Below are 23,953 nucleotides of genomic sequence, written 5' to 3' on the forward strand. Positions count from 1 at the left end.
CTCATCAACCATCTATCAATTGTGTAAGCAAAGGCTCAACCATTTCCTTGGCTCTTAACTGCTGTAACCATGCAGGAGGAATATCCTCATACCCAAAAGCAAGTCCTGCCAATCCACCAGCCACACATGCTGTTGTATCCGTATCACGCCCCAAAGAAATTGCTTTTTTTATCACAGCTTGGTAGCTTGACTCTTGTAAGGCTAAATAAGCTGATTTGAGGCAATCCACAACATAACCACTTCCCGTTCCCTTCTCTAAATCATCAGGGCGGATAAAAAATTCTAATTGTTCCAATTCATCAGGTCGATTTCCACAATATCCTCTTAAGATAGTCACAGCATGTGACCACGCTGTATTAATCGTCATCCCTTTTAAAATATACCTCGCCCATAAACAATATAAACCACAACATACTTTTGAGCGTAGATGCGCATGGGTAATATGAGATTGTAAATAGGCAGCTAAGATTAATGCCTCATCTGTCCCTTGATGCCACAACGCTAATGGTAGAACCCTCATCAATGCTCCATTGCCGTTCGCATGTTCATCATCAATGGCGACTTGCATAATTGGCGTGCCTTGTAAATATTGCCGAATGGCTGTGGCTGTCTGCACGCCTACATCAAATACATGATAATCAGGAGCCATATATCCAAACTGATACCAATTCGCGATGCGATTCATTAAATCAACAGGGTCTAACTTTTGACAATGAAGTAAAGATGCCAATAAACACAAAGCTTGTGCACCATCATCTGACCATGTGCCAATTGGAATATCAGGATAGGTTCGACTAAAATTTTTAGGCGGAATCATATCAATATCAACAATATGTGGTAGCTGTTCAGGTAGATTAAACTCATAAGGCACACCAACCGCATCACCGATTAATAAACCATAAATAGCACCACGAATCTTATTTTTCATTTTCTCTCATTTTATTATTGTAAAAATAAAAGGTAAAAAGCCCAATGTCAGACTTTTTACCTACAATCAGCCTAATTTAGCCTTGGAAATATCTTAAATCCAAACGGGCATCATAAACATGCGTGGTTGGACCTGTCATCCAGACCACATCACCTTCACGCCAAGCGATATGTAACTTACCACCTGCAAGCTGAACTTCAACTTCATTTGCTAGCAAACCACGGCGCATACCACTGACTGCTGCTGCGCAAGCACCTGTACCACAGGCCAATGTTTCACCAACGCCACGCTCAAATACACGGAGTCGCACTTGTTTTTCATTCAAGATTTGCATAAATCCAGCGTTAACACGTTTAGGAAAACGAACATGAGACTCAACTTGCGGACCAATTTTGGCAACATCAGCAGTCAGTACATCAGAAACAATCGTCACCGCATGGGGGTTTCCCATATTCACGACATCTATGTTAATGCTCCTCTCTTCAGCTAAAGCCAATGAATACAAACCTTCAGCATCTTCATTTTCTTCCGCAACAAAAGGAATTTCTTGTGGCAAGAACTTTGGATAGCCCATATTCACACGAACCCATCCATTTGCACCTAATTCAGGTTCAACAATGCCAGCCTTAGTTTGTACGCGGATTTTTGTTTTCGTCGTCAGTTGACGCTCATGTACAAAACGCGCAAAACAACGCACGCCGTTACCACATTGCTCGACTTCAGAACCATCCGCGTTAAAGATACGATATTTAAAGTCAACATCAGGTAAATCAGGCGGCTCAACAATCAGCAGTTGGTCAAAACCAACGCCGAAGTGACGATCAGCCAAACGCTGAATCGTGACCGTGTCTAAATAAGCTCGTTGGGTAACAAGGTCAACGACCATAAAGTCATTGCCCAGACCATGCATTTTGGTAAATTCTAAATACATCTCAATTTACTCCTCAGGCAATAAACGCTCTTTTTCCCAAAGAGATTCTATTGTTTCACGCTCACGAATTAAATAGGCTTGATCTCCGCTGACCATAATCTCAGCAGCACGACCACGCGTATTATAATTTGAGCTCATCACAAAACCGTAAGCACCTGCACCTAATACTGCTAGGACATCATTTTCTTGTAGTGCTAAATCACGCGCTTTACCCAAGAAATCCCCAGTCTCACAGATTGCACCAACTAAGTCCCACATCTTTGTTTCAACTTCAGGATTTGGGTTAACTGATTGAATATCCATCCAAGCTTCATATAAAGATGGACGAATCAAGTCATTCATCGCGGCATCAATAATAGCAAAGTTACGATGATTGGTCGGTTTTAATAAATCTACCTTGGTAAGTAATGCACCTGCATTGGCAGAAATACTACGTCCCGGTTCCATATAAACTTTTAAACCGAGTTGTTCTAATACTGGACGCATCGAGTTTGCATATTCTGCAACGGTAGGCGGCGTTTCATCTTTATAACGAACACCCAAGCCACCACCGATATCAATGTGTTTGAGATTGATACCTAATTTTTTTAACTGCTCAATCATCACGACAACACGATCAAGCGCATCCACAAAGGGCTTTGTTTCTGTTAATTGTGAACCGATATGACAATCAATTCCGACAATAACTAAATTTGGCAAAGATGCAGCATATTGATAGGTTTGATCTACCGTATCACTCGGAATACCAAACTTATTTTCTTTCAAACCAGTCGAAATATAGGGATGTGTTTTTGCATCAACATCGGGATTCACACGCAAAGAAATCGGCGCTTTTTTACCTAGCTTTGCCGCAACTTTTTGAATACGATCAAGCTCGGCATGCGACTCCACATTGAAACAAGCAATACCAACATTTAATGCATTTTCAATATCTGATTCTGATTTACCCAAACCAGAAAAGACAATTTTTGCAGGATCACCGCCAGCCGCAAGTACACGAGCTAGCTCACCACCTGTAACGATGTCAAAACCAGCGCCTAATTTTGCTAAAACATTCAGAACAGCTAAGTTTGAGTTTGACTTCACCGCAAAACAGATTTGATGATCAATGAAATCAAAAGCACGATGCATATCTAAATAATGCTTCTCCAAAGTTGCTTTTGAATAAACATATAAAGGTGTGCCAAATTGCTGTGCGAGCTGATCTAATGAACATTGCTCAGCATGCAATACTCCATTAATGCGAGTGAAACCCATGAAGATGTCCTTATTTACAAACTTAAGGTGAGATTGTCTGTGATTGAGTCGTCGAAGCTGTGTTCTGATCTTCTGTAATTACATCAGATGAAACTTTACTTTGAGATGCTTCATTTTTATAAAGCAGATATTTGGCACGTTTGTCATGATTTGGATCAGATGGTAATTGCAATGCACCTGATTGACCACATGCTGTTAACACGACACTGCTCAGTAATAAACTGATCGAACAAATGACTTTAAGCATCTGAGCACCTAACTTTTACAATTCGCAGCAGTATAGCGTGATCATAGGATTGGCTAAAGACCAAACATAAAAAAACGCCAACTTATGCTGGCGTTTTTTTCTTATCGAATGTTTCTGCCTATTTCTTTTTCGCAAAGAAATAACCAATGATCAATACTACAAACCAAATGGGACTGACTTTTAACGCCTCTAAAGTGGTCTCATCCAAAGCAAGGAAATAAATCGTTGCAAGGAAAAATACGATCACAACCCAACAGGTTGCAATTCCACCTGGAAGCTTAAATGTCGATTGTGCATGAAGCTCAGGGCGATTCTTACGGTAGTTAATATAACTCCACATAATAATCATCCAAACACATATAAACAGAATCGTTGATAAAGTCGTCGCTAAGGTAAATGCTGTGACTTCATCATTTGTTCCCGTTTTCAACTTATAGACAAATTGTACGAATGCACCGATGAAGATACAGATTGATGAGAAAATCAACGCTTTGGCTGGTACAGCAGATTTAGACAACTTACCGAATAATTTTGGTGCTTGACGATCTACAGACAAGCCAAACAACATGCGACTTGTAGAAAATACGCCACTATTCATCGATGACATTACCGAAGACAACACCACCAAGTTCATAATAATTGCCGCTGAAGCAATACCCGCTTGAGAGAAGATATTTACAAAGGGGCTAACTTTCGGATTGATTTGGTCCCAAGGCGTTACACACATGACAACGAACAAGGCCAACACATAAAAAATAATGATACGAATTGGAATCGAGTTAATTGCTTTAGGAAGATTTCGTTTCGGATCTTGTGTTTCAGCTGCCGTTGTACCCACCAACTCCACCCCAACAAAGGCGAAAATTGCGATCTGGAAACCAGCTAAGAAACCATCCAATCCTTTAGGGAATAAACCACCATGTGTCCACAAATTACTGACACTTGCCGTTGTTCCTAAATTATTAGTAAAACCTGTAAAGATCATCCATAAGCCCACAGCAATTAATACAATAATTGCTGTGATTTTGACCATCGCAAACCAAAACTCCATCTCACCGAATAATTTGACAGTGACAAGGTTCAAACCAAGTACGAATAGAATGGCAACCGTACTAATCAATAATCCTTCTGCTGCACCAAAAGATTCACCACCATTGAAAAACTCAAGGTAATAAATAATTGCGGATAAATCTGCAATACCAATCGTGACCCAACAAAGCCAGTAGGTCCAACCCACAAAATAACCAGCCCAAGGCCCAATTAAATCAGTAGATAAGTCGATGAAGGATTTATAATTTAAGTTGGATAATAATAATTCTCCTAATGCACGCATTACGAAGAACACCATCAAACCAATCATCATGTAAATAAACAGAATAGATGGACCAGCTAAACTAATTGTTTTACCTGACCCCATAAACAATCCCGTTCCGATTGCTCCGCCAATCGCAATCAACTGTAGATGTCGATTGGATAAGCTACGGTGAAGTCCGTCTTGTTCTACAGACTCACTCAGATTTTGATTCGACATTTTTACAAAACCGCTCCAGTATTCTTAGTGAGCTAGCTCAGAGCCAACCCCAAATACTCTTGCACCATTTATAGGCATCTTTTCTGCTAAGTATTCTTGATAGGCTTCTAGCTAACCAATTCTTTGTGTGTATTACTCAATATTTCATGGGAGATACAATGGGCATCGATAATACGCACAAGAATGGAGCAATACAATGCACTTTTTTGACACAGCAGTTTTTAGAAAATCCGAATATTGACAATAAAAAAGCAGCCTATATGGCTGCTTTTTTAAGTTTTGCTGAACGAATCCTTAAATATTTAGTCATTCTTTTGTTGTTTCTTTAAACGCTCTTCCCAGTAAGTTGCATTACGGATACCTAATTTCACTGGATCGAAAGTGAACTCTTTTACGCCAGCTTTCTGCTGTTGTTCATAGTCTTTCAATGCTTTCATGGTTGGCTTCCAGATGAAATAGGTCAAGATAATACCAATGATATTAATCCAAGCCATTAAACCTACGCCGATATCACCAATACCCCAGATATAACCAGTTGCACTAATAACACCATAAATCACTGCAATCATGATGAAACACTTCGTGATAAACATCAGTGATGGCATCTTCATGATATAGCTGAGATAAGTAATGTTGGTTTCAGCAATGTAGTAATACGCAACGATTGTTGTGAACGCAAAGAAGAATACCGCTAATGCAACAAAGATTTGACCAAAACCACCGAATACAGTGCTTACAGCCATTTGAGTGAATGCAGGAGAACCAATCTCAATCGTTGCGCCTACGTTTTGTACAATAAAGCTTCCAGCTTCTAAAGTCCCTTGTACGTTATACATACCCGTAATGAGGATCATAAATGCTGTTGCTGAACATACAAATAAGGTATCAACATATACAGAGAATGCTTGGACAAAACCTTGTTGTGCAGGATGTTGAACTTCAGCGGCTGCGGCTGCATGTGGACCAGTACCCTGACCCGCTTCGTTTGAGTAAACACCACGTTTTACACCCCAACCAATTGCAGCACCAATACCCGCCATTGGAGAGAATGCATCGGCAAAGATCATTTTGATTACACCAGGAAGTTCATGAATGTTCATAAACACAATCACAAGCGCCATCAAGATATAGCCAACTGCCATGAACGGAACTACAAACTCTGCGAAACGTGCGATACGTTTAATACCACCAAAAATAATGATGGCTAACAGTGTCACAATAACAACCAGTGCTAATAATTTATAAGCACCAATCCCAGCAAATACGACTGCACCCTCACCCGTAATCTGAGTAAAGGCATTACCAACTGCATTTGCTTGGATACCCGGTAGGAATAAACCACAAGAGATAATTGCAGCGATGGCGAAGAGAATACCTAACCAACGTTGTCCCAAACCTTTATCGAAATAGAACGCAGGCCCACCACGATACTGACCTTGATACTCAACTTTATAAATTTGACCTAAGGTTGATTCGACATAAGCTGTACTCGCACCTAAAAAGGCAACAACCCACATCCAAAATACAGCGCCCGGACCACCAAAACCAATTGCTGCGGCAACCCCAGCAATATTACCTACACCCACACGTCCTGAAAGCGAAACTGCCAGTGCCTGAAACGATGAAATACCTTGTGCTGATGAAGATCCATTTATCAGAAGCTTCATCATTTCTTTGATCTGTCGGACTTGGACAAATCGCGTTAAAACCGAGAAAAATAAACCTGCACCTAAACATAAATAGATTAGAGCTTTGCTCCAAATAACTCCATTTACCCAATCAACAATTTCTGCTGCACTCATAAACATCAACCTTTTTATATAATTTGAAAATATAGCAAATGATATATTTTCATTTGTCTGAGCAGGAGCAATATCTATGCCATTCAACCTGCGCTATATGACAAGAATTGAACAACTGCTCGCAGACCTTCCATGGTAAAAGTGAATTGAACGAATATTTTGACTCAAAAACACACTGTATCTTACTTGTAAAAGTCTTATATCATGTTATTTTTCTGAGCACTTCCCTTTAACCAATGAGTTACGAAAAACGCCCTTTTTCTTTATTCCTTATTCAGAAAAATGGACTCGACGCATCGTTTTCGTAATTACTATACTTTTTAACTAATTTATAGAAAATTTTCAATTTAAAATATGGCAAAAGTTAAAACAGTTTACCGCTGTGAACAATGTGGTGCAGATCATCCAAAATGGGCTGGGCAATGCACTGAATGTGGCGAGTGGAATAGTCTCGTAGAAGTACGTATTGAACCCGTTGTGACGCATCGCGGTCAAACTAAATTGGGCGGTGGCTATGCTGGTCAAGCAGCAAGCATTACAACATTAAATCAAGTTTCGGTTTCACACGAAACACGTCTTGCAACAGGTATTGGCGAATTTGATCGCGTACTCGGTGGTGGATTAGTCACAGGCTCTGTTGTGCTGATCGGTGGTGATCCGGGTATTGGAAAGTCTACAATTTTATTGCAAACAGCAACGCACATGGCAGCGGCAAAGAGTTCTGCACTCTATGTTACAGGCGAGGAATCTCTTTCCCAAGTTGCCCTTCGCGCACAACGTTTAGACTTACCGACAGATCAACTCAAGGTCATGGCAGAAACCTGTGTTGAACGCATTTGTGAAGTATTAGCACATGAACGACCTGCCGTTGCTATTTTAGATTCGATTCAAACCTTATACACAGAAACCTTGCAGTCGGCTCCGGGTGGTGTTTCTCAAATCCGTGAATCAGCAGCCCTACTCACACGCTTCGCGAAAAATAGCGGAACAGCACTATTCATCGTTGGACACGTCACTAAAGAAGGCGCTTTAGCAGGTCCTCGCGTACTCGAACATATGGTTGACTGTGTGTTGTATTTTGAGGGGCAATCTGACTCGCGATATCGCATGATTCGTGCAGTAAAAAATCGTTTTGGTGCAGTCAATGAACTGGGCGTATTCGGTATGACCGATAAAGGTCTCCGCGAGGTTGCTAATCCTTCTGCTATTTTCCTCAGTCGATATGATGAAGCGATTCCGGGTTCAATCGTCATGATTAGCCGCGAAGGTACGCGTCCATTATTGGTTGAAGTACAAGCTTTGGTAGATGATGCTCATGGACAACCTCGACGTGTTGCACTTGGCTTAGAACAAAATCGTCTCAATATGCTGCTCGCTGTAATGCATCGTCATGGTGGCGTACAAACCTCTGGACAAGATGTTTACGTCAATGTCGTCGGTGGTTTAAAAATCACTGAAACAGGCTCCGATCTCGCGGTCTTGCTCGCATGTGCCTCTAGTCTTCGCGGTAAAGCATTACCACAACAATTAGCTGTTTTTGGTGAAGTGGGATTATCAGGAGAGATCCGTCCCGTACCGAATGGGCAAGAACGTTTAAAAGAAGCAGCAAAGCATGGCTTTAAATATGTGATTCTCCCTAGAGGCAACGCGCCTCAAAAATCAATTGAGGGAGTTCAGATCATTTCTGTTGCACGTTTGCATGAAGCACTAACTGAAGCAATGCAGTTAAGTGATGAGCTCAGCTATTGATTTAAGCAATATTGCTTGATCAATTGTATGATTGGATAAAATTTCAATAGGTCTGATTTTTAATGTAAAGCGTAGAAAGCTGTTTTCTATATTTTAAAATAAAATCTATTGTGATTTTATCCTTTATAGCTCCTATTTAAAATTATTGGCTTAAATCTCACTCTGCTATAATTACTCTATTTAAAATAATAAATTAGCTCAAACTTACTGTTTATTATCAATAGACTATAATATTAGAACAACCATAAATATGAGCTAAATAAATCCTTAATAAAAAAACATATTTTTCTAGTTGAAATTACTGACAAATGCCTGCATAAATACACTGACAAATTGGATTTAAATAGGAATTTTCGATGCAAGTACATCAGCGTGGCTTGATGGCAGCTTTATTAATGGCGACTTTGGTTGCAGCACCTATTGCAGAAGCAAAACGTGCAGGTGGCGGTAAAAGTCATGGTATGAGCCGTTCTAGCTCAACTAGCCAGTCGTACCAACAACCTCGTCAAGCGACTCCGACTCAACAACAAACAACTACTCCACAAAAGTCTGGTCCTGGTGTAGGTTCAATGGTTGCTGCTGGTGTGGCAGGTGCTGCTGTAGGTGCTGTTGCTGCAAATGCGCTTGCTGATGATAAAAATCCAACTGCAACAGAACAACAATCTGCTGAACAAGCTCAACAAGAAGAAAAAGGCGGCATTCCTAGCTGGCTTTGGGTTCTTCTTGCAGCTGCTATCGCTTTCTTTGTATTCCGCAAATTAGGCGCAAAAAAAAATTAGCAGCCAATAACCCATACGCTCCAAACAACAGCGGTCAAAACAATTTTGGCCGCCCTAGCTCACCTCAATCAACAGCTCGTCAATCTGGCGATAACACCAATATCTTTGGTCAATCCGTCGCTGGTAGTGCTGCAACACAAGCGCCTTTCGGTGCCGCATCTATGAATAGCGGAAATCAGCTACCAGATGGCACTGAGCCTGCTGCATTCTTACGTATCGCACGCCAACGTTTCAATCATATCCAATCCGTAAATAGCGCAAGCAATGTTGAAGAAATTCGTCGTTATTTAACACCTGAACTTTATAACTCAATGTACAGTGACATCGTGGCAAACCAAGACCAAGATGTAGCTGAATTTAGTAATTTAAATGCAATGGTTGTTGAAAGCACGACAGAAAACGGTCAATACGTTGTAAGTGTTCGCTTTACGGGTACAGTAAGTGAAGATTTAAATAGCTTACCGCAACCGTTTACTGAGATCTGGCATTTTGTAAAACCTGCTGGCTCACAACAAGATTGGGTTGTTGCTGGTATTCAGCAAGCTTAAAGCTTGAAAAAATAAAAAAGAGCTGATCCGTCAGCTCTTTTTTATTGCTCAATTTAGGGCCTGTTGGTATTTCAGATTGCGAGCTATTCAACTCTCATTTCGACAGAATAGACTCTTTAGATGATACAACGCATGACTTGCGAAATTTAACCATGCTAATTGAGCCAAGTTATAAAGCAGTAATAGCAAAAATAACATTATCTCTATTAAAAACCAAAAAAAGCCACTCTCGACTTCTGAGAATGGCGGAGTGTAAATCAAATTTAGCTACTTTATGAAGAGAAACTTAATACATAGGCAAATTAATACTAGTAGATAATTTTGTAGAAAAACATTCCCCGTTTGGGGAATAAACCCTATTTTTCACCCGCTTATTTTGCTCAACTCATCACAGAATAAGATATTAAAACACTTATAAATAATATGATCAGTTGCTACATACTTTAACGTTGATTAAAAGATTCAGAACCTGATATTCGCTCAATTTTATGAGCTATACTTTAATTTTATCTCTACATCTAATTAAGTAACTGAACTCATCTATGATGGACATAAAAAAAGCTTTGCCGAAGCAAAGCTTTTAAAGAAACGATTTTATATTTGTGTTGATCTATCAAGACACAAACTGTAAGAACAACCAATATAGACCGCCTGATAATGCAATCGTAGCAGGCAATGTAAAGATCCATGCTGAAAGAATTGTTTTCACAGTCGCAAAGTTTAGACCTGACTTGTTAGCAACCATTGTACCTGCAACCGCACTGTTCAATACGTGAGTTGTAGAAACAGGCATCCCTAAACCATCCGCGGCAGCAATAGTGCTCATCGCAACAAGTTCAGCAGACATCCCTTGGCCATAAGTCATATGGTTTTTACCAATACGCTCACCAACAGTCACAACAATACGCTTCCAACCCACCATCGTCCCTAAACCCAGAGCAAGTGCTACTGCAACTTTTACCCAGTTAGGAATGTATTGTAGGAATGAGTCCAAATTACTGCGGTATTCTTTAACAACTTTCTCTTGGTCTTTATCCATCGCTGGTAAAGCTTCAGCTTTATCTAAGCGCTTGAATGTTGTTGTGCTTAAATACATGTCATTACGGATTTCACTAACAGCACCTTCAGGAATCGCTTTAAGATCACCATAAGTTGCCACACGCTCACCTAAATGCATTGTCATACTTGCTAGTGCTGGTACAACTTCAGCCGTTTGTTCTTTAGTTTGGATATATTTCGTCAATACATCACGGGCTTTTTCATCAGATAGCTCATTTTGATTAACATTCAAAACGGTTGCTGTCTGAACTGAAAGCTGTTCAAATGACTGTAAATGATGTGCATCAAGGTTCTTATTTAAAGAATAAGCCAATGGAACCAAACCGATCAAAATTAACATGATTAAACCCATGCCCTTCTGACCATCATTTGAACCATGCGCAAAACTTACACCAGTACAAGTGAAAATTAAGATCGCACGAATCAATGGTGGTGGTGGCTTATTACCAACTGGCGGTTGGAATAACTCCATTTGACGCTTAAAGATTTTCTTTACTAGTAAGAATAGGATCGCAGCAAAAGCAAAACCAATTAAAGGAGAGAACAATAAAGCCTTACCGACTTTAATCACTTGATCAATATCAATCCCACTCGTTGCACCAGTCGATGCATTTAAAAAGTGGTTCATGATACCCACACCTAAGATTGAACCAATCAAAGTATGCGAGCTAGACGCAGGAATTCCTAAAAACCATGTTCCAAGATTCCATAGAATCGCAGCGATAAGCAAAGCAAAGACCATAGCAAAGCCAGCACCACTGCCGACATTCATGATCATTTCTACAGGAAGTAACGCGATAATACCGTATGCCACTGCACCACTTGCAACCATAACTCCCAAGAAGTTACAGAAGCCAGCCCACATGACTGCCACTGGAGCAGGCAAAGCATTGGTATAAATAACCGTAGCTACAGCATTCGCTGTATCGTGGAAACCATTTACAAATTCAAAGCCTAAAGCAATGAAAAGAGCCGTCGATAAAAGAATAACGGAATATAAACTCAAAGGTGGCACGTGTGCCAAATCTGCACTTACCTGAAAACCAATGTAAATCAATGTCGCGACAATGATCGTCAGGAACACCGGCATAAAGAATTTTGGTGTTGGTACATGTACATTCGTCGATTGTGCCGAAGAGTCGGCAAGCGGTGAATCCGAAACAGGAGGAAGATTTGAATTCATGTAGACGGCTAGAGGATAATAAAATCCCCTGTATTGTTTAATTAAATTATGACAATTATATGACAAAGCACTGTCACATAAAGCCAAAATTTCATGTTTTTAATACATTTTCTTGCCGTTTTTTGCGATAATTCAGCCCTGAATTTTTACTTATTTAAATAAAAACATATAGATAGAAAAAGACAAACACCGTAAAAACTGTTTGTCTGATTTTGCAACAAACGCAAATAAATATGACAACAGCTTGTCATATTTCATTCATGCGTTTTCTTTTTAAGCATTATTCAACTCAATTGTTACAGCCTGATGAAGCTTTTATGACATTTTCAAATTGAACTTAGCAATCACCTCTCCTTTTTGATGAAAATACGCGCTTTGGCTTCGCTTCTGTTACAATGCGCCTGCTTTTTCAATTTGTTATGTACTGGGGTTCTTTATGTCCACGCTTGCCACCCTACAATCCCTTCTCGCCCAACGCATCTTAATTATTGATGGTGCAATGGGGACTATGATTCAACGCCATAAACTAGAAGAAGAAGATTATCGTGGTGATCGCTTTGCAGATTGGGCATCAGACCTAAAAGGCAATAACGACTTATTAGTTTTAACACAACCACAAATTATTCAAGGCATTCACGAAGCTTATCTTGATGCTGGCGCTGACATTATTGAAACCAACAGCTTTAACGGCACACGTGTTTCAATGTCTGACTATCACATGGAAGACCTCGTACCAGAGATCAACCGTGAAGCAGCACGTTTAGCGCGTGCAGCCTGTGACAAATATTCAACTCCAGATAAACCGCGTTTTGTAGCAGGTGTACTTGGTCCAACATCACGTACCTGTTCGATTTCACCGAATGTGAATGACCCTGCTTACCGTAATATTACTTTCGATGAATTAAAAGAGAACTATATCGAAGCAGCACATGCATTGATCGAGGGTGGTGCTGACATCATTTTGATCGAAACTGTATTCGATACATTAAACTGTAAAGCAGCGATCTTTGCCGTTAAAGAAGTATTTAAGCAAATTGGTTATGAATTGCCATTAATGATTTCAGGGACGATTACAGATGCTTCTGGTCGTACATTAACAGGTCAAACCGCAGAAGCGTTCTGGAACTCAGTTCGTCATGGTGATCTACTTTCAATCGGCTTTAACTGTGCGTTGGGTGCAGACGCAATGCGTCCGCATGTTAAAACCATTGCTGATGTTGCTGATACTTTTGTTTCTGCCCATCCAAATGCGGGCTTGCCAAATGCCTTTGGTGAGTATGACGAAACGCCTGAACAGACCGCAGCATTCATTAAAGAATTTGCGGAAAGTGGACTGATCAATATCACGGGGGGTTGTTGTGGTACAACTCCTGATCATATCCGTGCTATTTATAATGCAGTTAAAGACATTCCGCCACGCCAAGTACCTGAAACTATTCCTGCTTGTCGTTTAAGTGGTTTAGAACCTTTTAACATTGATGAAAATTCATTATTCGTCAACGTGGGCGAACGTACAAACGTCACAGGTTCTAAAAAATTCTTACGATTGATCCGTGAAGAAAACTTTGCCGAAGCATTAGAAGTTGCACAACAACAAGTTGAAGCGGGTGCACAGATCATCGACATCAACATGGATGAAGGGATGCTCGACTCGCAAAATGCGATGGTACATTTCTTGAATCTCGTTGCATCTGAGCCTGATATTTCTCGTGTGCCGATCATGATTGACTCATCAAAATGGGAAATCATTGAAGCAGGCTTAAAGTGTGTACAAGGTAAACCCGTTGTCAACTCTATTTCCCTTAAAGAAGGTTATGACGAGTTTGTCGAAAAAGCGCGTTTATGCCGCCAATACGGTGCTGCAATCATTGTCATGGCCTTTGATGAAACAGGTCAGGCCGATACTGCTGCACGCAAACGTGAAATCTGTAAACGTTCTTATGATGTATTGGTCAATGACGTTGGCTTCCCTGCTGAAGATATTATTTTTGACCCGAACGTATTTGCTGTTGCAACAGGGATCGAAGAACACAATAACTACGGTGTCGACTTTATTGAGGCAACAGGCTGGATCAAACAGAATCTACCTCATGCCATGATTTCAGGTGGTGTTTCTAACGTCTCGTTCTCTTTCCGTGGTAATGAACCTGTGCGTGAAGCGATTCACTCTGTGTTCCTGTACTATGCCATCAAACAAGGCATGACCATGGGGATTGTGAACGCAGGTCAAATGGCGATTTATGACGATATTCCAAAAGAACTCAAAGATGCTGTTGAAGACGTTATCCTGAATCAAAATCAAGGTGAAAGCGGTAACGATGCAACAGAAAAACTTCTCGAAGTTGCAGAGAAGTTCCGTGGTCATGGTGGTGCAGCGAAAGAAGCTGAAAATCTTGAATGGCGAAATGAATCCGTTGAAAAACGTCTTGAATATGCATTGGTTAAAGGGATTACCACGTATATTGATGAAGATACTGAAGAAGCGCGTTTAAAAGCCAAACGTCCACTTGATGTCATCGAAGGTGCATTGATGGATGGTATGAACGTAGTCGGTGACTTATTCGGTTCGGGCAAAATGTTCCTACCGCAAGTAGTGAAATCTGCACGCGTGATGAAACAAGCCGTCGCTTGGCTCAACCCGTATATCGAAGCGGAAAAAACAGGTAGCCAATCTAAAGGTAAAGTGTTGATGGCAACTGTTAAAGGTGACGTACACGATATCGGTAAAAATATCGTAGGTGTAGTGCTTGGTTGTAATGGTTATGACATCGTTGACCTTGGCGTGATGGTGCCATGTGAAAAAATACTACAAACTGCGATTGATGAAAAATGTGACATCATCGGTTTGTCTGGTCTGATCACCCCTTCTTTAGATGAAATGGTGTTTGTTGCTAAAGAAATGCAACGTAAAGGCTTTGATATTCCATTATTGATTGGTGGTGCGACGACTTCTAAAGCGCATACCGCAGTGAAAATTGATCCACAATACCAAAATGATGCTGTGATTTATGTGGCGGATGCGTCTCGTGCAGTCGGTGTGGCAACCACCCTACTTTCTAAAGAAATGCGCGGTAACTTTATTGCAGAACACCGTGCTGAATATGCCAAAATTCGTGAACGCTTAGCCAATAAACAACCGAAAGCAGCAAAACTTAGCTATGCCGAATCGATTGAAAATGGTTTCAAGGTGGATGATAACTATGTTCCACCGATTCCAAATACTTTAGGTACGCAAGTGATTACCAATTATCCATTGGCGACATTGGTTGAGTACTTTGACTGGACACCATTCTTTATTTCTTGGAGCTTGGCAGGTAAATTCCCGAAAATTCTGACAGATGAAGTGGTCGGTGAAGCAGCCACTGATTTGTATAACCAAGCGCAAGAGATGTTGAAAGACATTATTGAGAATCATCGTTTCGATGCTCGTGCTGTATTTGGTTTATACCCTGCGCAACGTACAGCTGCGGATACCGTCAGCGTGTTCGATGCAACTGGTCAAAATGTTACGCATACATTCGAACATATTCGTCAGCAATCTGACAAAGTCACAGGTAAACCAAATTTATCTTTAGCGGACTTTATCAGTACCTCTAAAGACAATACTGATTACCTTGGTGGTTTCACTGTGTCGATCTTCGGTGCAGAAGAACTTGCTGATGAATATAAAGCCAAAGGTGATGACTATTCAGCGATTCTGATTCAGTCTTTAGCGGATCGTTTTGCAGAAGCATTTGCTGAGCATTTACATGAACGTATTCGTAAAGAGTTCTGGGGCTATAAAGCAGATGAAACTTTGAGTAATGAAGAACTGATCAAAGAGAAGTATGTCGGTATTCGTCCTGCGCCAGGCTATCCTGCTTGCCCGGAGCATTCTGAAAAAGCGGTGTTGTTTGATTGGTTAGGTTCAGAAGCGAAGATTGGTACGAAGTTGACTGAACACTTTGCCATGATGCCGCCATCTTCTGTAAGTGGTTTCTATTATTCACACCCTCAAAGTGAATACTTTAATGTCGGCAAAATCTCTCAAGATCAGCTTGAGGATTATGCAAAGCGTAAAGGCTGGACACTCGATGAAGCGAAGCGCTGGTTAGCACCGAATTTAGATGATTCGATTGGTTAATTGAATCCCCCTAAATCCCCCTTTGGCAAAGGGGGACTTTCACGTATCTAATAAATTACATGACCGCTCCTCCCTTTTTCAGAGGGAGGTTGGGAGGGATTTATACTTTACGATTTTAGCCTGAATATTGCCTACTCTAACTTTCATTTTACATGACCAAATTTTTTTATTTTTAATGGGCTTTGGATACTTTAATCTACTAACTATTTTTATTTTTTCTAGAGTATCCAATTGACCCAATAATTTTTTTTACGTCTTAAAAAACCAGTCAAGCCATACATTCCTGATCCTAAAAATGCTATATTTAAATATCCGGTCCCAATAAGCTTATTATTAAACTCATATGTGATTAAAACTGCTAATAGCTGTTCTCTTAATTTACGAAATAAAGTCCTTTCATATCTTTCCGTAATAACTCTTACAAATTGCTGAGCTACAGTACTTGCTCCTTGAAACTCTTTCTTCACATGTGTAAAGTAAATTTCCCTAAGCATAGCATAATGATCGATACCATAATGAAAATTAGATCTATGGTCTTCTGCCAAATACAAAATCTCAATTATTTCATCATCTAATTCTATATTTAAATTTTCTAAATAATTACAACTTTTCAAAAAATCATTATTTAAATTATCTAAATTAAAAAATATAAAAACCTTACCTAACACATAAAATGGAATTGTGAAGAAAAAATATAAAATTTTCATACTTTTTCTCGAACTTCAGGAATAAACTTCTGAAATGCTGTTTTAGATAGGCAAACTATTCCTCTTTGATCAGCAACCATAGAATAAAAATCTCCATCAAACCTTGTTGCCATACGATCACTAAAAAAGAAATACTTTTTCTTCAACTCAAAGCGACAATAAATAGTTGATTGTCTTTTTTCACCATATTCTGTCGCATGTATAGTCAATATATCTGGACCAAAGATATTCTTTTGAATTGAGCCTTCAATGCTTGCTCGTGCTCTATTCTTACCTGTATATTCTAAAATATGTCTCAAATGTGTTTTACGTTTTCCATAACTTGAATCTTCGTAAATTTTTTCAGAAGCGCCTCTTATATTATTTCCTTCGAGCCGTAAAAATAAATTATGCTGTAACTCCATTTTTTCATAAGGTCTATATACAGTTGTATTTGTAACTGATTTTAAAAACCATTGACCTGAAAAGTCGGGAATCCCAAAAACTCTTTCTCGAATCCAAAAAAAACTATTGCAATAATTATAGCAGCAAGAATAGCTTCCCAAACATCTCCTAATGCAAAATCCTCAAAGATAAAACCCAAAGCCCAAGATATATTCATATACTCCCCACATCAAATAATAAAGTACTAAAGCCTAGAATAAATTTTAAGTTATTGTCTCATTAAAAAGGAAAAGTACTTTTAATCAAAAACCATCATTAAATTCGCGTAAAGTCCCCCTTTATCAAAGGGGGATTTAGGGGGATTCCAATCTCTGTTTCACAATCCAATAAATCTGATCTAAAACCGCATCTATTTCAGTCAAAATCTGATGATTACTAAATCTTAAAGTGAGCAGCCCTAATTCACTCAAAGCATAATCTCGATTTTGATCAGCCTCTAACCCAACCTCGGTGTAATGTTGCCCACCATCACATTCAATGACTAAATTTGCTGCAGAACAATAAAAATCTACGATGAAATTTAATATTGGCTTTTGTCGATAAAACTGTAATCCTAAAATTTGTTTACGGCGTAATCTCCGCCATAAACAGTGTTCTGCGTCAGTCATATTACTCCGCAAATCACGCGATGGAAGTTTTAAGTTTTTATTATAAGATTTCATTGTTTTTATTTTCTAAGCACTCAATCTATCCACAAACAACACACCATCTAAATGATCCACTTCATGCTGTACTATACGTGCAGGAAAACCATCAAAGTTTGTTTCAACCACTTCACCCTGTAAATTGTAATAACGAACTTTGACTGCTTGTGCTCTTTCCACCTCTCCACGCTCATTTGGTACACTCAAACACCCCTCTTCACCAAAACAGGTCGCTTGAGAAAACTCTAAAATCTCAGGGTTCACCATCACTACTGGATCCATTTCAGGAGCATCTGGATAACGAGGATTGGCGCGAGAAGCAACGATAATCACTCGCTTAGAGATATACACTTGCGGCGCTGCTATCCCTACACCATTACGTTCAAGCATAGTGGCATGCATCGCAGAAGCCAGTTGCAATAGCCACTCGCTATTGAACTCCCCATGAGCAACCGCAGCCGCTTTAATTTTTAAAATTTCTTCACCACGTTGCGCTACAGGTAAAATTACACTCATCCCACGACCTTATTATTTTTGATCAATACTCATACACATCGTATTCGATATTTATTCACGCTTCTATAATTTTCATTTAAGAATCTTGTCATATTATTTACATAATAAAAAATCAATTCACGGCATAAAACAATGAATGCAACACAACTTTTTCTAGGGGTCATCTTTAGCTCGATAGGCTTAGGCTATTTTCTGTATGGCAAAAAACAAAAGATGACGGTACCTCTCGTCTGTGGATTGGTTCTCATGCTATTTACCTATTTTATTGATAACGCCATGATCATCAGCGTAATTGGTATTGTTCTATCGATCCTTCCCTATTTTCTACGCTTTTAAAAATAAAAAAACTCCCCAAATGGAGAGCTTTAGATTTAGGTTAAATTAAAGATGTTTCTTTAACTCATCCTCAACGATTTCAATTTCAAGCTGGCTAAATTTACGAATTTCGCCTTCTGCATGTTTCTCCAGCATACCGCCAATCAACGGAACTTTAACTTTTACAGTCCATGTCAATGTGATATCAACTTGCTGGCTATTGCCTGTCACTTTGCGCTCAGCTTTGGCATCTAAAGGTAAGTTTGCACCTAACTCCACTGTCGAAGTTAGATTTTTTAAATGTGTAATGTCAGAACGCTTTAAGCGAAATGCATTTTTTAATAGTTTTTTTGCAACTTCAGGAATATTAACATCAAGGTTATATTCACGGCGTAAAGTATAAATATCGCCATTTACATTAGATTCAATAATTTCTAAGTTTTCACCCGGAATGCGTTTACACACTGCTTCATGCAATGATGTTTCAGCGACTAATCTTGAAAAGTCTTCAATCGAAACACCATGAATTGTTTCATTAACCGTAAATTGATGTGCCATCTTTAAATTTCCATTTCGTTTTATTTAGGATCTCATCATTGCGCAAAAGTATAGCATTCTCATTCAAAACTCAAAATCTGATCAGTTAAAAATGGATGACTGCGCGGATTAGTTATTTTTATTGTAATGATGTCGACGACCTAATTTTACCGTCACCCGTTCGGCGCGACTGATATATAAATAATGATCCCCATATTCAATCACTGCATAAAACTGCTCAGCACAATCATCCAAACCTGTTGCTGACCATGTTGTTCCTTGAGGAAATTCATCTAACCAAGCCGCTTTATAAAAATCTGACACCGACTCAAAATCCAAATAGAGTTCTGGATTTGCCATAATTTTGGCAGCAACTTGATCAAATTTTTGCTGTTTAAACGCTTCTAAACTGAGTAGCACAGATATTCCTATGATCAAAAATAATGGTTTAATTTCAGCATTGCGGCTAAAGTAAATTTTTAACTAAATTACAAAAATACAGTGATTTTCTTATACCCCTATTTTGCTGAGGAATTTCCAACAATTCCACATTAATTTCAGTTTTATCAGATGCTTTTGATCAAGGTCTAATTTGCTTGAACCTGCTCAATATGCTATCAACTTATTATAACTTTTATCTTTTTTACAACGATAAACTATAAGGAGCAAACATGTCTTATCAAAATATTTTAGTGCCTGTAGATGACTCTCCAATTTCTTATGCGGCGGTTGAACATGCACTTTCTTTAGCGAAATTGTCAGGGGCAAAAGTTACGATTCTCAGTGTGGTTGCAGTTGATCCATTTGTAGGTGTCGATTTTTATCAAGTTGCACCCGCTGTCACTGATTATTTCATGCAAGCTGAATCACATGCCAAGACACAACTACAAGATATTGCTCAGTCATTTGTACGTGATGGAATCGAGGTTGCAACCAAGATTTATCATGGCTCTGCTAGTGAAGGCATCATTTTCGTTGCGGATGAAGTCGGTGCTGATTTGATCGTCATGGGTTCTCATGGTCGTACTGGCGTAAAACGCCTATTGCTGGGTAGTGTTGCGCGTGCAGTTCTCACAGAATCACATATTCCAGTATTGATTGTTAAGCAATAAATTTGTTTAAAAATCTGAAAGCCTTGTACGTCATTACAAGGCTTTTTTATTGTCTATCGTTTTTATTTGACCGATCTCCCCCCCCATTTTGATGAATTACAACCCTACTCCATCATTTCAAAAGATGCTTCACTACGCTATGGACATAGACTTTCTATCAAAATAGTAAATGGAATCATGCTGCTATAGATAGAAAAAATGACCGTTTATAAAAAATAGAACCTCAACATTAAAACACTGTTTAGCAAGGATGATGGCTATGAAACTCAACCCTATAGTGCTTGGTATATTTGGAATGTATATCTCGACATTAAACCATGCAGCAGCACTGGATCAATCAGGACAAACCATTCTGCCCTTTCTGGAAAATGGCAATTATGTTGAGGTGAATGCTACAGCAGTTGATCCAGATATTTCAGGAACGATCCGCAATCGTCCTGAACTTGTGAATGATCCTAATAATCTGAACTCTGGCAATATGGGCAATAGTTTTCATTATTACAGTGCAGCTTTAAAACTCCAACTCACTGAAAAAATTAGTTTTGGTCTACTCTATGACCAACCATTTGGCGCGGATATTCGCTATCCGATGCAATCCAATAATACCTTCTCGGATAATGAATATACTCAGCAAGGAACATCGGTCAATGTTGATACTGAAAGTATTAGCATGATCTTCGGATTAAGCCCATTTACCAATTTTCAACTTTACGGCGGCGCAGTTTATCAATCCGTTAAAGGTGATGTCGCTTTACGTGGTAATTCTTATAGCGAAGCATTTAATGGTTACGATGCAAAATTTAAGCAAAATCATGCAGTAGGTTGGCTTGCAGGTTTAAGCTATCAAATTCCAGATATTGCATAAAAAGCAGCTGTGACGTATCGCTCAAAAATAGATCATGACATGCAAGTTACAGAAACCATGTTCGGTGAACCATTAGACGTAACCACACCAAGTAAAACCACAATCACGACGCCACAATCAGTCAATATTGATTTTCAAACAGGTGTTTATAAAGACACGCTCGCCTATGCGAATCTACGTTGGGTCAATTGGAAAGATTTTCATATACGTCCGACACAATTTGGAGCAGTCACCGAATATCTCACTGATTTAATCAGTGAAGGTTCTTATATAGGTGGTTTTGATTTAGATAGTTATCAAAAAGATCAATGGGCAGCGACGCTAGGAATTGGTCATCAATTTACTGAAAAATGGAGTGCATCCACTGAGGTGAGTTGGGACTCAGGCACAGGTAATCCTGCATCGACCTTAAATCCAACCAAAGGTTCTTGGGGGCTTGGTTTAGGCGTACAGTTTAACCCTGCCGAAAACTACTTTATTGCAGGTGGGCTTAAATACTTCTGGCTAGGCGATGTGGTAGCTGAAGACGGCACGTATTATATTCCTGTAGCAGGAATCAAACCGATTGCAGAGCAAGCAGATTTTAAAGATAACTCAGCGATCGCCTATGGCTTGAAAATCGGCTATAAATTCTAAGTTTTTAAATGTTGAGCATATGAAATATCTAGTTGGACTTCATCTTTTTAACAATCTTTTGACCAACTAGATATTTTTATGATTTAAACAAAAATAAAACCATTAAAAAGTTTAAAAACCGTTCTTAATCTACTGAGTTTATATAGAATAACGGCGGTCTTATTTAATAAATTCTTTCAATACAATATCTGCATATTTCTTTATATTGCTATTCACCAATTCGGAAAACTCAATGAAAAAAACTTATATTTTACTTTCTATGCTGACATATGGTTTGCTTCAACCTATTATCGCTTTTGCAGACAGCACAGAGCCAAAAGAAATAATGGATATGTTTATTGGTACTTTAAGTGTTAAAGATAAAAAAGCAATTTTGACTCGCTGCGATCTTGCTGAAAATACATATACATTAAAAGATGCAGATTGGGCTGAAAAAAAAGCAGTCGAAAATTATTTGTCAAAAGCAGAAAAACTAAAACAACCCATTTATGCAGAAGTGCTTGGTGCATATAAGCAAGAAGCAGATACAAATGTGCTTTTAGTTGATTCAATTGAAAATATAACGGAAGCCAAAAGCTGCCACTTAAACGATTTATTTTAAAATTTATATTTTCATTGAAGATAGAAACGCTCTCATTTCTACTTAACAAGCCCCTTTGTTTAAAATATAAGGGGCTATTTATACCGTATCGTTATTCACGAAATGTATCCCATGCTTCAAAGGTATTTTGCTTATATCGTATTAACGTTGAAAACTGAGGAAGAATTGCTTCACTTTGCTTCGGTCTAAGAAAAACAAAATCATCAACTTGAATATCACAATCCTTAGGAACATTGACCAATTCTTGATTAGTACTACGTCCGTACAATGCATGAATATGCGCTTGGTTAGGATAGACATAGTCAGCCAGCCAATAGCCACCATAGATGAATAGCGCCTTATGCTTATGTGGTAATTTATCCAATAATGACATAGAGGGAAGCTGGGTAAACGGTAGGACTTTTAATACAGGCGCAGCAATCCACAACGCAGGTTGTAATGCCTTTAAAAAATCACTGTCAAAATCACTCGGTTTTAGTAGCATTGAACCAAAAGATAGATCATTACAAACACTATTGTCTGTATGAAAACTAAAAGTTGGACTCCCCCCACCATTAAAACAAAGTTGTTCTGACCATAGTGAATTAAACTGTTCTTGAATTAGCTTTTTATAAACCGCGTAAACATGTTGAGATTCTTGATAAGCAAGTTCTGGTTTTTTAATGATGGCTGGGATTTTGGTGATATGCGCATCATAGCCCATCAAACCAGAAAGCTTTAAATACTTTGGATACTGTTGAATCAGCTTTAAGATTTCAGTCAGTTGTTGTGTCGACTGTACCCCACCACGATGTAAACCAACATCAATTTCAATATTCACATCTAAGCACAAAGAATACAGTTGAGCGATCTCAAGATATTGCTGTAAGCGTTGCTTGCTATCAATCAGCCATTGAATTTTGGCATTCGACCACTCCGCATGCTGATCAAAAAAATGACGTACAGCGTGGGCAGGCATCGGCTTACCCAATAAAATATCTGCTTCAGCAAAATTTTCTAGGATCGAAACAATATGTGGTAAGTGAAATACCATAAAGCGTTGCGTATTGATTTGCTCAGATAACAACTTAAGTAAATCTAGGCTTGCTAATGATTTCACCACCAAACGTGCTCTTAAATGTTTGGCATGAGCAAGACGAATCTGAACATGCTGGATATTTTGCTTAAGTGCAGCATCATCGACGATCAGTTGTGGTGTCGCCATTCCCTGTGTTTTTAGATCGAGATTGAGTTGTTTAAAATAATGATCCAACATGGCTATACCTTTTTTATTTAATCGTGATCCTAAAAAAATCTTATACGAGGGAATGTCATCTACAACCTGAGCAAGCCGAAGCGACTATAGCTTTAGTGAAGCGCAAGACGAAGAGGCTTATCCTAAAATAAATAAAACTCGACAAGACTCCGTTAAGTTAATTATTTTTCAATAAATTAAATCA

Annotated in this window: 20 protein-coding genes and 2 pseudogenes; 7 read left to right on the plus strand and 15 right to left on the minus strand. The window is 39.0% G+C overall.

Features of this window, described 5'->3' with window-relative positions; all coding sequences use genetic code 11:
* Positions 1-4: 4 nt before the first annotated feature.
* From ACT4_RS09080 to ACT4_RS09105, 6 genes are all read right to left on the minus strand, one after another.
* The gene (locus ACT4_RS09080; protein WP_007481567.1) at positions 5-928 is read right to left on the minus strand and encodes an ADP-ribosylglycohydrolase family protein; all 924 of its coding nucleotides are present in this window, start codon (positions 926-928) and stop codon (positions 5-7) included.
* A gap of 76 nt (positions 929-1,004) precedes the next feature.
* Entirely contained in the window at positions 1,005-1,859 is an 855-nt protein-coding gene (gene dapF, locus ACT4_RS09085) for a diaminopimelate epimerase (RefSeq protein WP_007481569.1), read from the minus strand.
* Positions 1,860-1,865: 6 nt separating this feature from the next.
* Positions 1,866-3,116, minus strand: coding sequence for a diaminopimelate decarboxylase (lysA, locus tag ACT4_RS09090; RefSeq protein WP_007481571.1), 1,251 nt, complete (start codon positions 3,114-3,116; stop codon positions 1,866-1,868).
* A 22-nt stretch (positions 3,117-3,138) separates the two neighbouring features.
* Positions 3,139-3,363 carry a lipoprotein gene (locus ACT4_RS09095; protein ID WP_007481573.1) on the minus strand — a complete coding sequence of 75 codons (225 nt, stop codon included), beginning with the start codon at positions 3,361-3,363 and terminating at the stop codon, positions 3,139-3,141.
* Positions 3,364-3,481: 118 nt separating this feature from the next.
* Positions 3,482-4,894: an amino acid permease gene (locus ACT4_RS09100; protein ID WP_007481574.1), complete on the minus strand. Its 1,413-nt coding sequence runs from the start codon at positions 4,892-4,894 to the stop codon at positions 3,482-3,484.
* Positions 4,895-5,196: 302 nt separating this feature from the next.
* Positions 5,197-6,696 (minus strand): sodium:alanine symporter family protein, encoded by a 1,500-nt coding sequence (locus tag ACT4_RS09105; protein ID WP_007481578.1) that lies wholly within the window; start codon positions 6,694-6,696, stop codon positions 5,197-5,199.
* Between the two features lie 354 nt (positions 6,697-7,050).
* Here ACT4_RS09105 and radA point away from each other — a divergent pair, with 354 nt between their 5' ends.
* Entirely contained in the window at positions 7,051-8,445 is a 1,395-nt protein-coding gene (gene radA, locus ACT4_RS09110) for a DNA repair protein RadA (RefSeq protein ID WP_007481580.1), read from the plus strand.
* 356 nt (positions 8,446-8,801) lie between these two features.
* Positions 8,802-9,772 (plus strand): annotated as a pseudogene (locus tag ACT4_RS09115) (Tim44 domain-containing protein).
* 613 nt (positions 9,773-10,385) lie between these two features.
* Here the strand turns inward: ACT4_RS09115 and ACT4_RS09120 are convergent.
* Positions 10,386-12,014 carry an inorganic phosphate transporter gene (locus ACT4_RS09120; RefSeq protein ID WP_004878432.1) on the minus strand — a complete coding sequence of 543 codons (1,629 nt, stop codon included), beginning with the start codon at positions 12,012-12,014 and terminating at the stop codon, positions 10,386-10,388.
* A gap of 436 nt (positions 12,015-12,450) precedes the next feature.
* On the opposite strand from ACT4_RS09120, the gene metH reads away from it, so the two are divergent.
* Positions 12,451-16,137 (plus strand): methionine synthase, encoded by a 3,687-nt coding sequence (metH, locus tag ACT4_RS09125; RefSeq protein WP_007481585.1) that lies wholly within the window; start codon positions 12,451-12,453, stop codon positions 16,135-16,137.
* A 218-nt stretch (positions 16,138-16,355) separates the two neighbouring features.
* On the opposite strand, the gene ACT4_RS09130 is transcribed toward metH, so the two are convergent.
* The 5 genes from ACT4_RS09130 to def form a co-directional block, all read right to left on the minus strand.
* Positions 16,356-16,844, minus strand: coding sequence for a transglycosylase domain-containing protein (locus ACT4_RS09130; protein ID WP_007481587.1), 489 nt, complete (start codon positions 16,842-16,844; stop codon positions 16,356-16,358).
* Positions 16,841-17,248, minus strand: a complete 408-nt coding sequence (locus tag ACT4_RS09135; protein WP_007481589.1) for a hypothetical protein — start codon at positions 17,246-17,248, stop codon at positions 16,841-16,843. Before ACT4_RS09135 ends, ACT4_RS09130 begins: the two co-directional genes overlap by 4 nt.
* Positions 17,249-17,289: 41 nt before the next feature.
* Positions 17,290-17,445, minus strand: coding sequence for a hypothetical protein (locus ACT4_RS17285; protein WP_007481591.1), 156 nt, complete (start codon positions 17,443-17,445; stop codon positions 17,290-17,292).
* Between the two features lie 136 nt (positions 17,446-17,581).
* On the minus strand, positions 17,582-17,950 hold the full coding sequence (locus ACT4_RS09140) for an endonuclease domain-containing protein (RefSeq protein WP_007481593.1): 369 nt from the start codon (positions 17,948-17,950) through the stop codon (positions 17,582-17,584).
* Between the two features lie 12 nt (positions 17,951-17,962).
* On the minus strand, positions 17,963-18,448 hold the full coding sequence (gene def, locus ACT4_RS09145) for a peptide deformylase (RefSeq protein WP_007481595.1): 486 nt from the start codon (positions 18,446-18,448) through the stop codon (positions 17,963-17,965).
* 132 nt (positions 18,449-18,580) lie between these two features.
* On the opposite strand from def, the gene ACT4_RS16935 reads away from it, so the two are divergent.
* On the plus strand, positions 18,581-18,784 hold the full coding sequence (locus ACT4_RS16935; protein ID WP_081107090.1) for an amino acid transport protein: 204 nt from the start codon (positions 18,581-18,583) through the stop codon (positions 18,782-18,784).
* 45 nt (positions 18,785-18,829) lie between these two features.
* Here ACT4_RS16935 and ACT4_RS09150 read toward each other — a convergent pair whose 3' ends face one another.
* Positions 18,830-19,321 (minus strand): DUF2505 family protein, encoded by a 492-nt coding sequence (locus ACT4_RS09150; protein WP_004878425.1) that lies wholly within the window; start codon positions 19,319-19,321, stop codon positions 18,830-18,832.
* 108 nt (positions 19,322-19,429) lie between these two features.
* On the minus strand, positions 19,430-19,720 hold the full coding sequence (locus ACT4_RS09155; protein ID WP_007481597.1) for a hypothetical protein: 291 nt from the start codon (positions 19,718-19,720) through the stop codon (positions 19,430-19,432).
* Between the two features lie 251 nt (positions 19,721-19,971).
* On the opposite strand from ACT4_RS09155, the gene ACT4_RS09160 reads away from it, so the two are divergent.
* From ACT4_RS09160 to ACT4_RS09170, 3 genes and pseudogenes are all read left to right on the plus strand, one after another.
* On the plus strand, positions 19,972-20,412 hold the full coding sequence (locus ACT4_RS09160; protein ID WP_004878423.1) for a universal stress protein: 441 nt from the start codon (positions 19,972-19,974) through the stop codon (positions 20,410-20,412).
* A gap of 259 nt (positions 20,413-20,671) precedes the next feature.
* Positions 20,672-21,913: pseudogene (locus ACT4_RS09165) on the plus strand (transporter).
* 232 nt (positions 21,914-22,145) lie between these two features.
* Positions 22,146-22,514 carry a hypothetical protein gene (locus ACT4_RS09170; RefSeq protein ID WP_007481602.1) on the plus strand — a complete coding sequence of 123 codons (369 nt, stop codon included), beginning with the start codon at positions 22,146-22,148 and terminating at the stop codon, positions 22,512-22,514.
* A gap of 91 nt (positions 22,515-22,605) precedes the next feature.
* Here the strand turns inward: ACT4_RS09170 and ACT4_RS09175 are convergent, their stop codons facing one another.
* Entirely contained in the window at positions 22,606-23,769 is a 1,164-nt protein-coding gene (locus ACT4_RS09175) for an alanine racemase (protein ID WP_007481604.1), read from the minus strand.
* Between the last annotated feature and the right edge of the window lie 184 nt (positions 23,770-23,953).

Origin of the sequence: Acinetobacter sp. NBRC 100985, assembly GCF_000241225.1 — a bacterium.
In the GTDB taxonomy this organism is placed as follows: domain Bacteria; phylum Pseudomonadota; class Gammaproteobacteria; order Pseudomonadales; family Moraxellaceae; genus Acinetobacter; species Acinetobacter venetianus.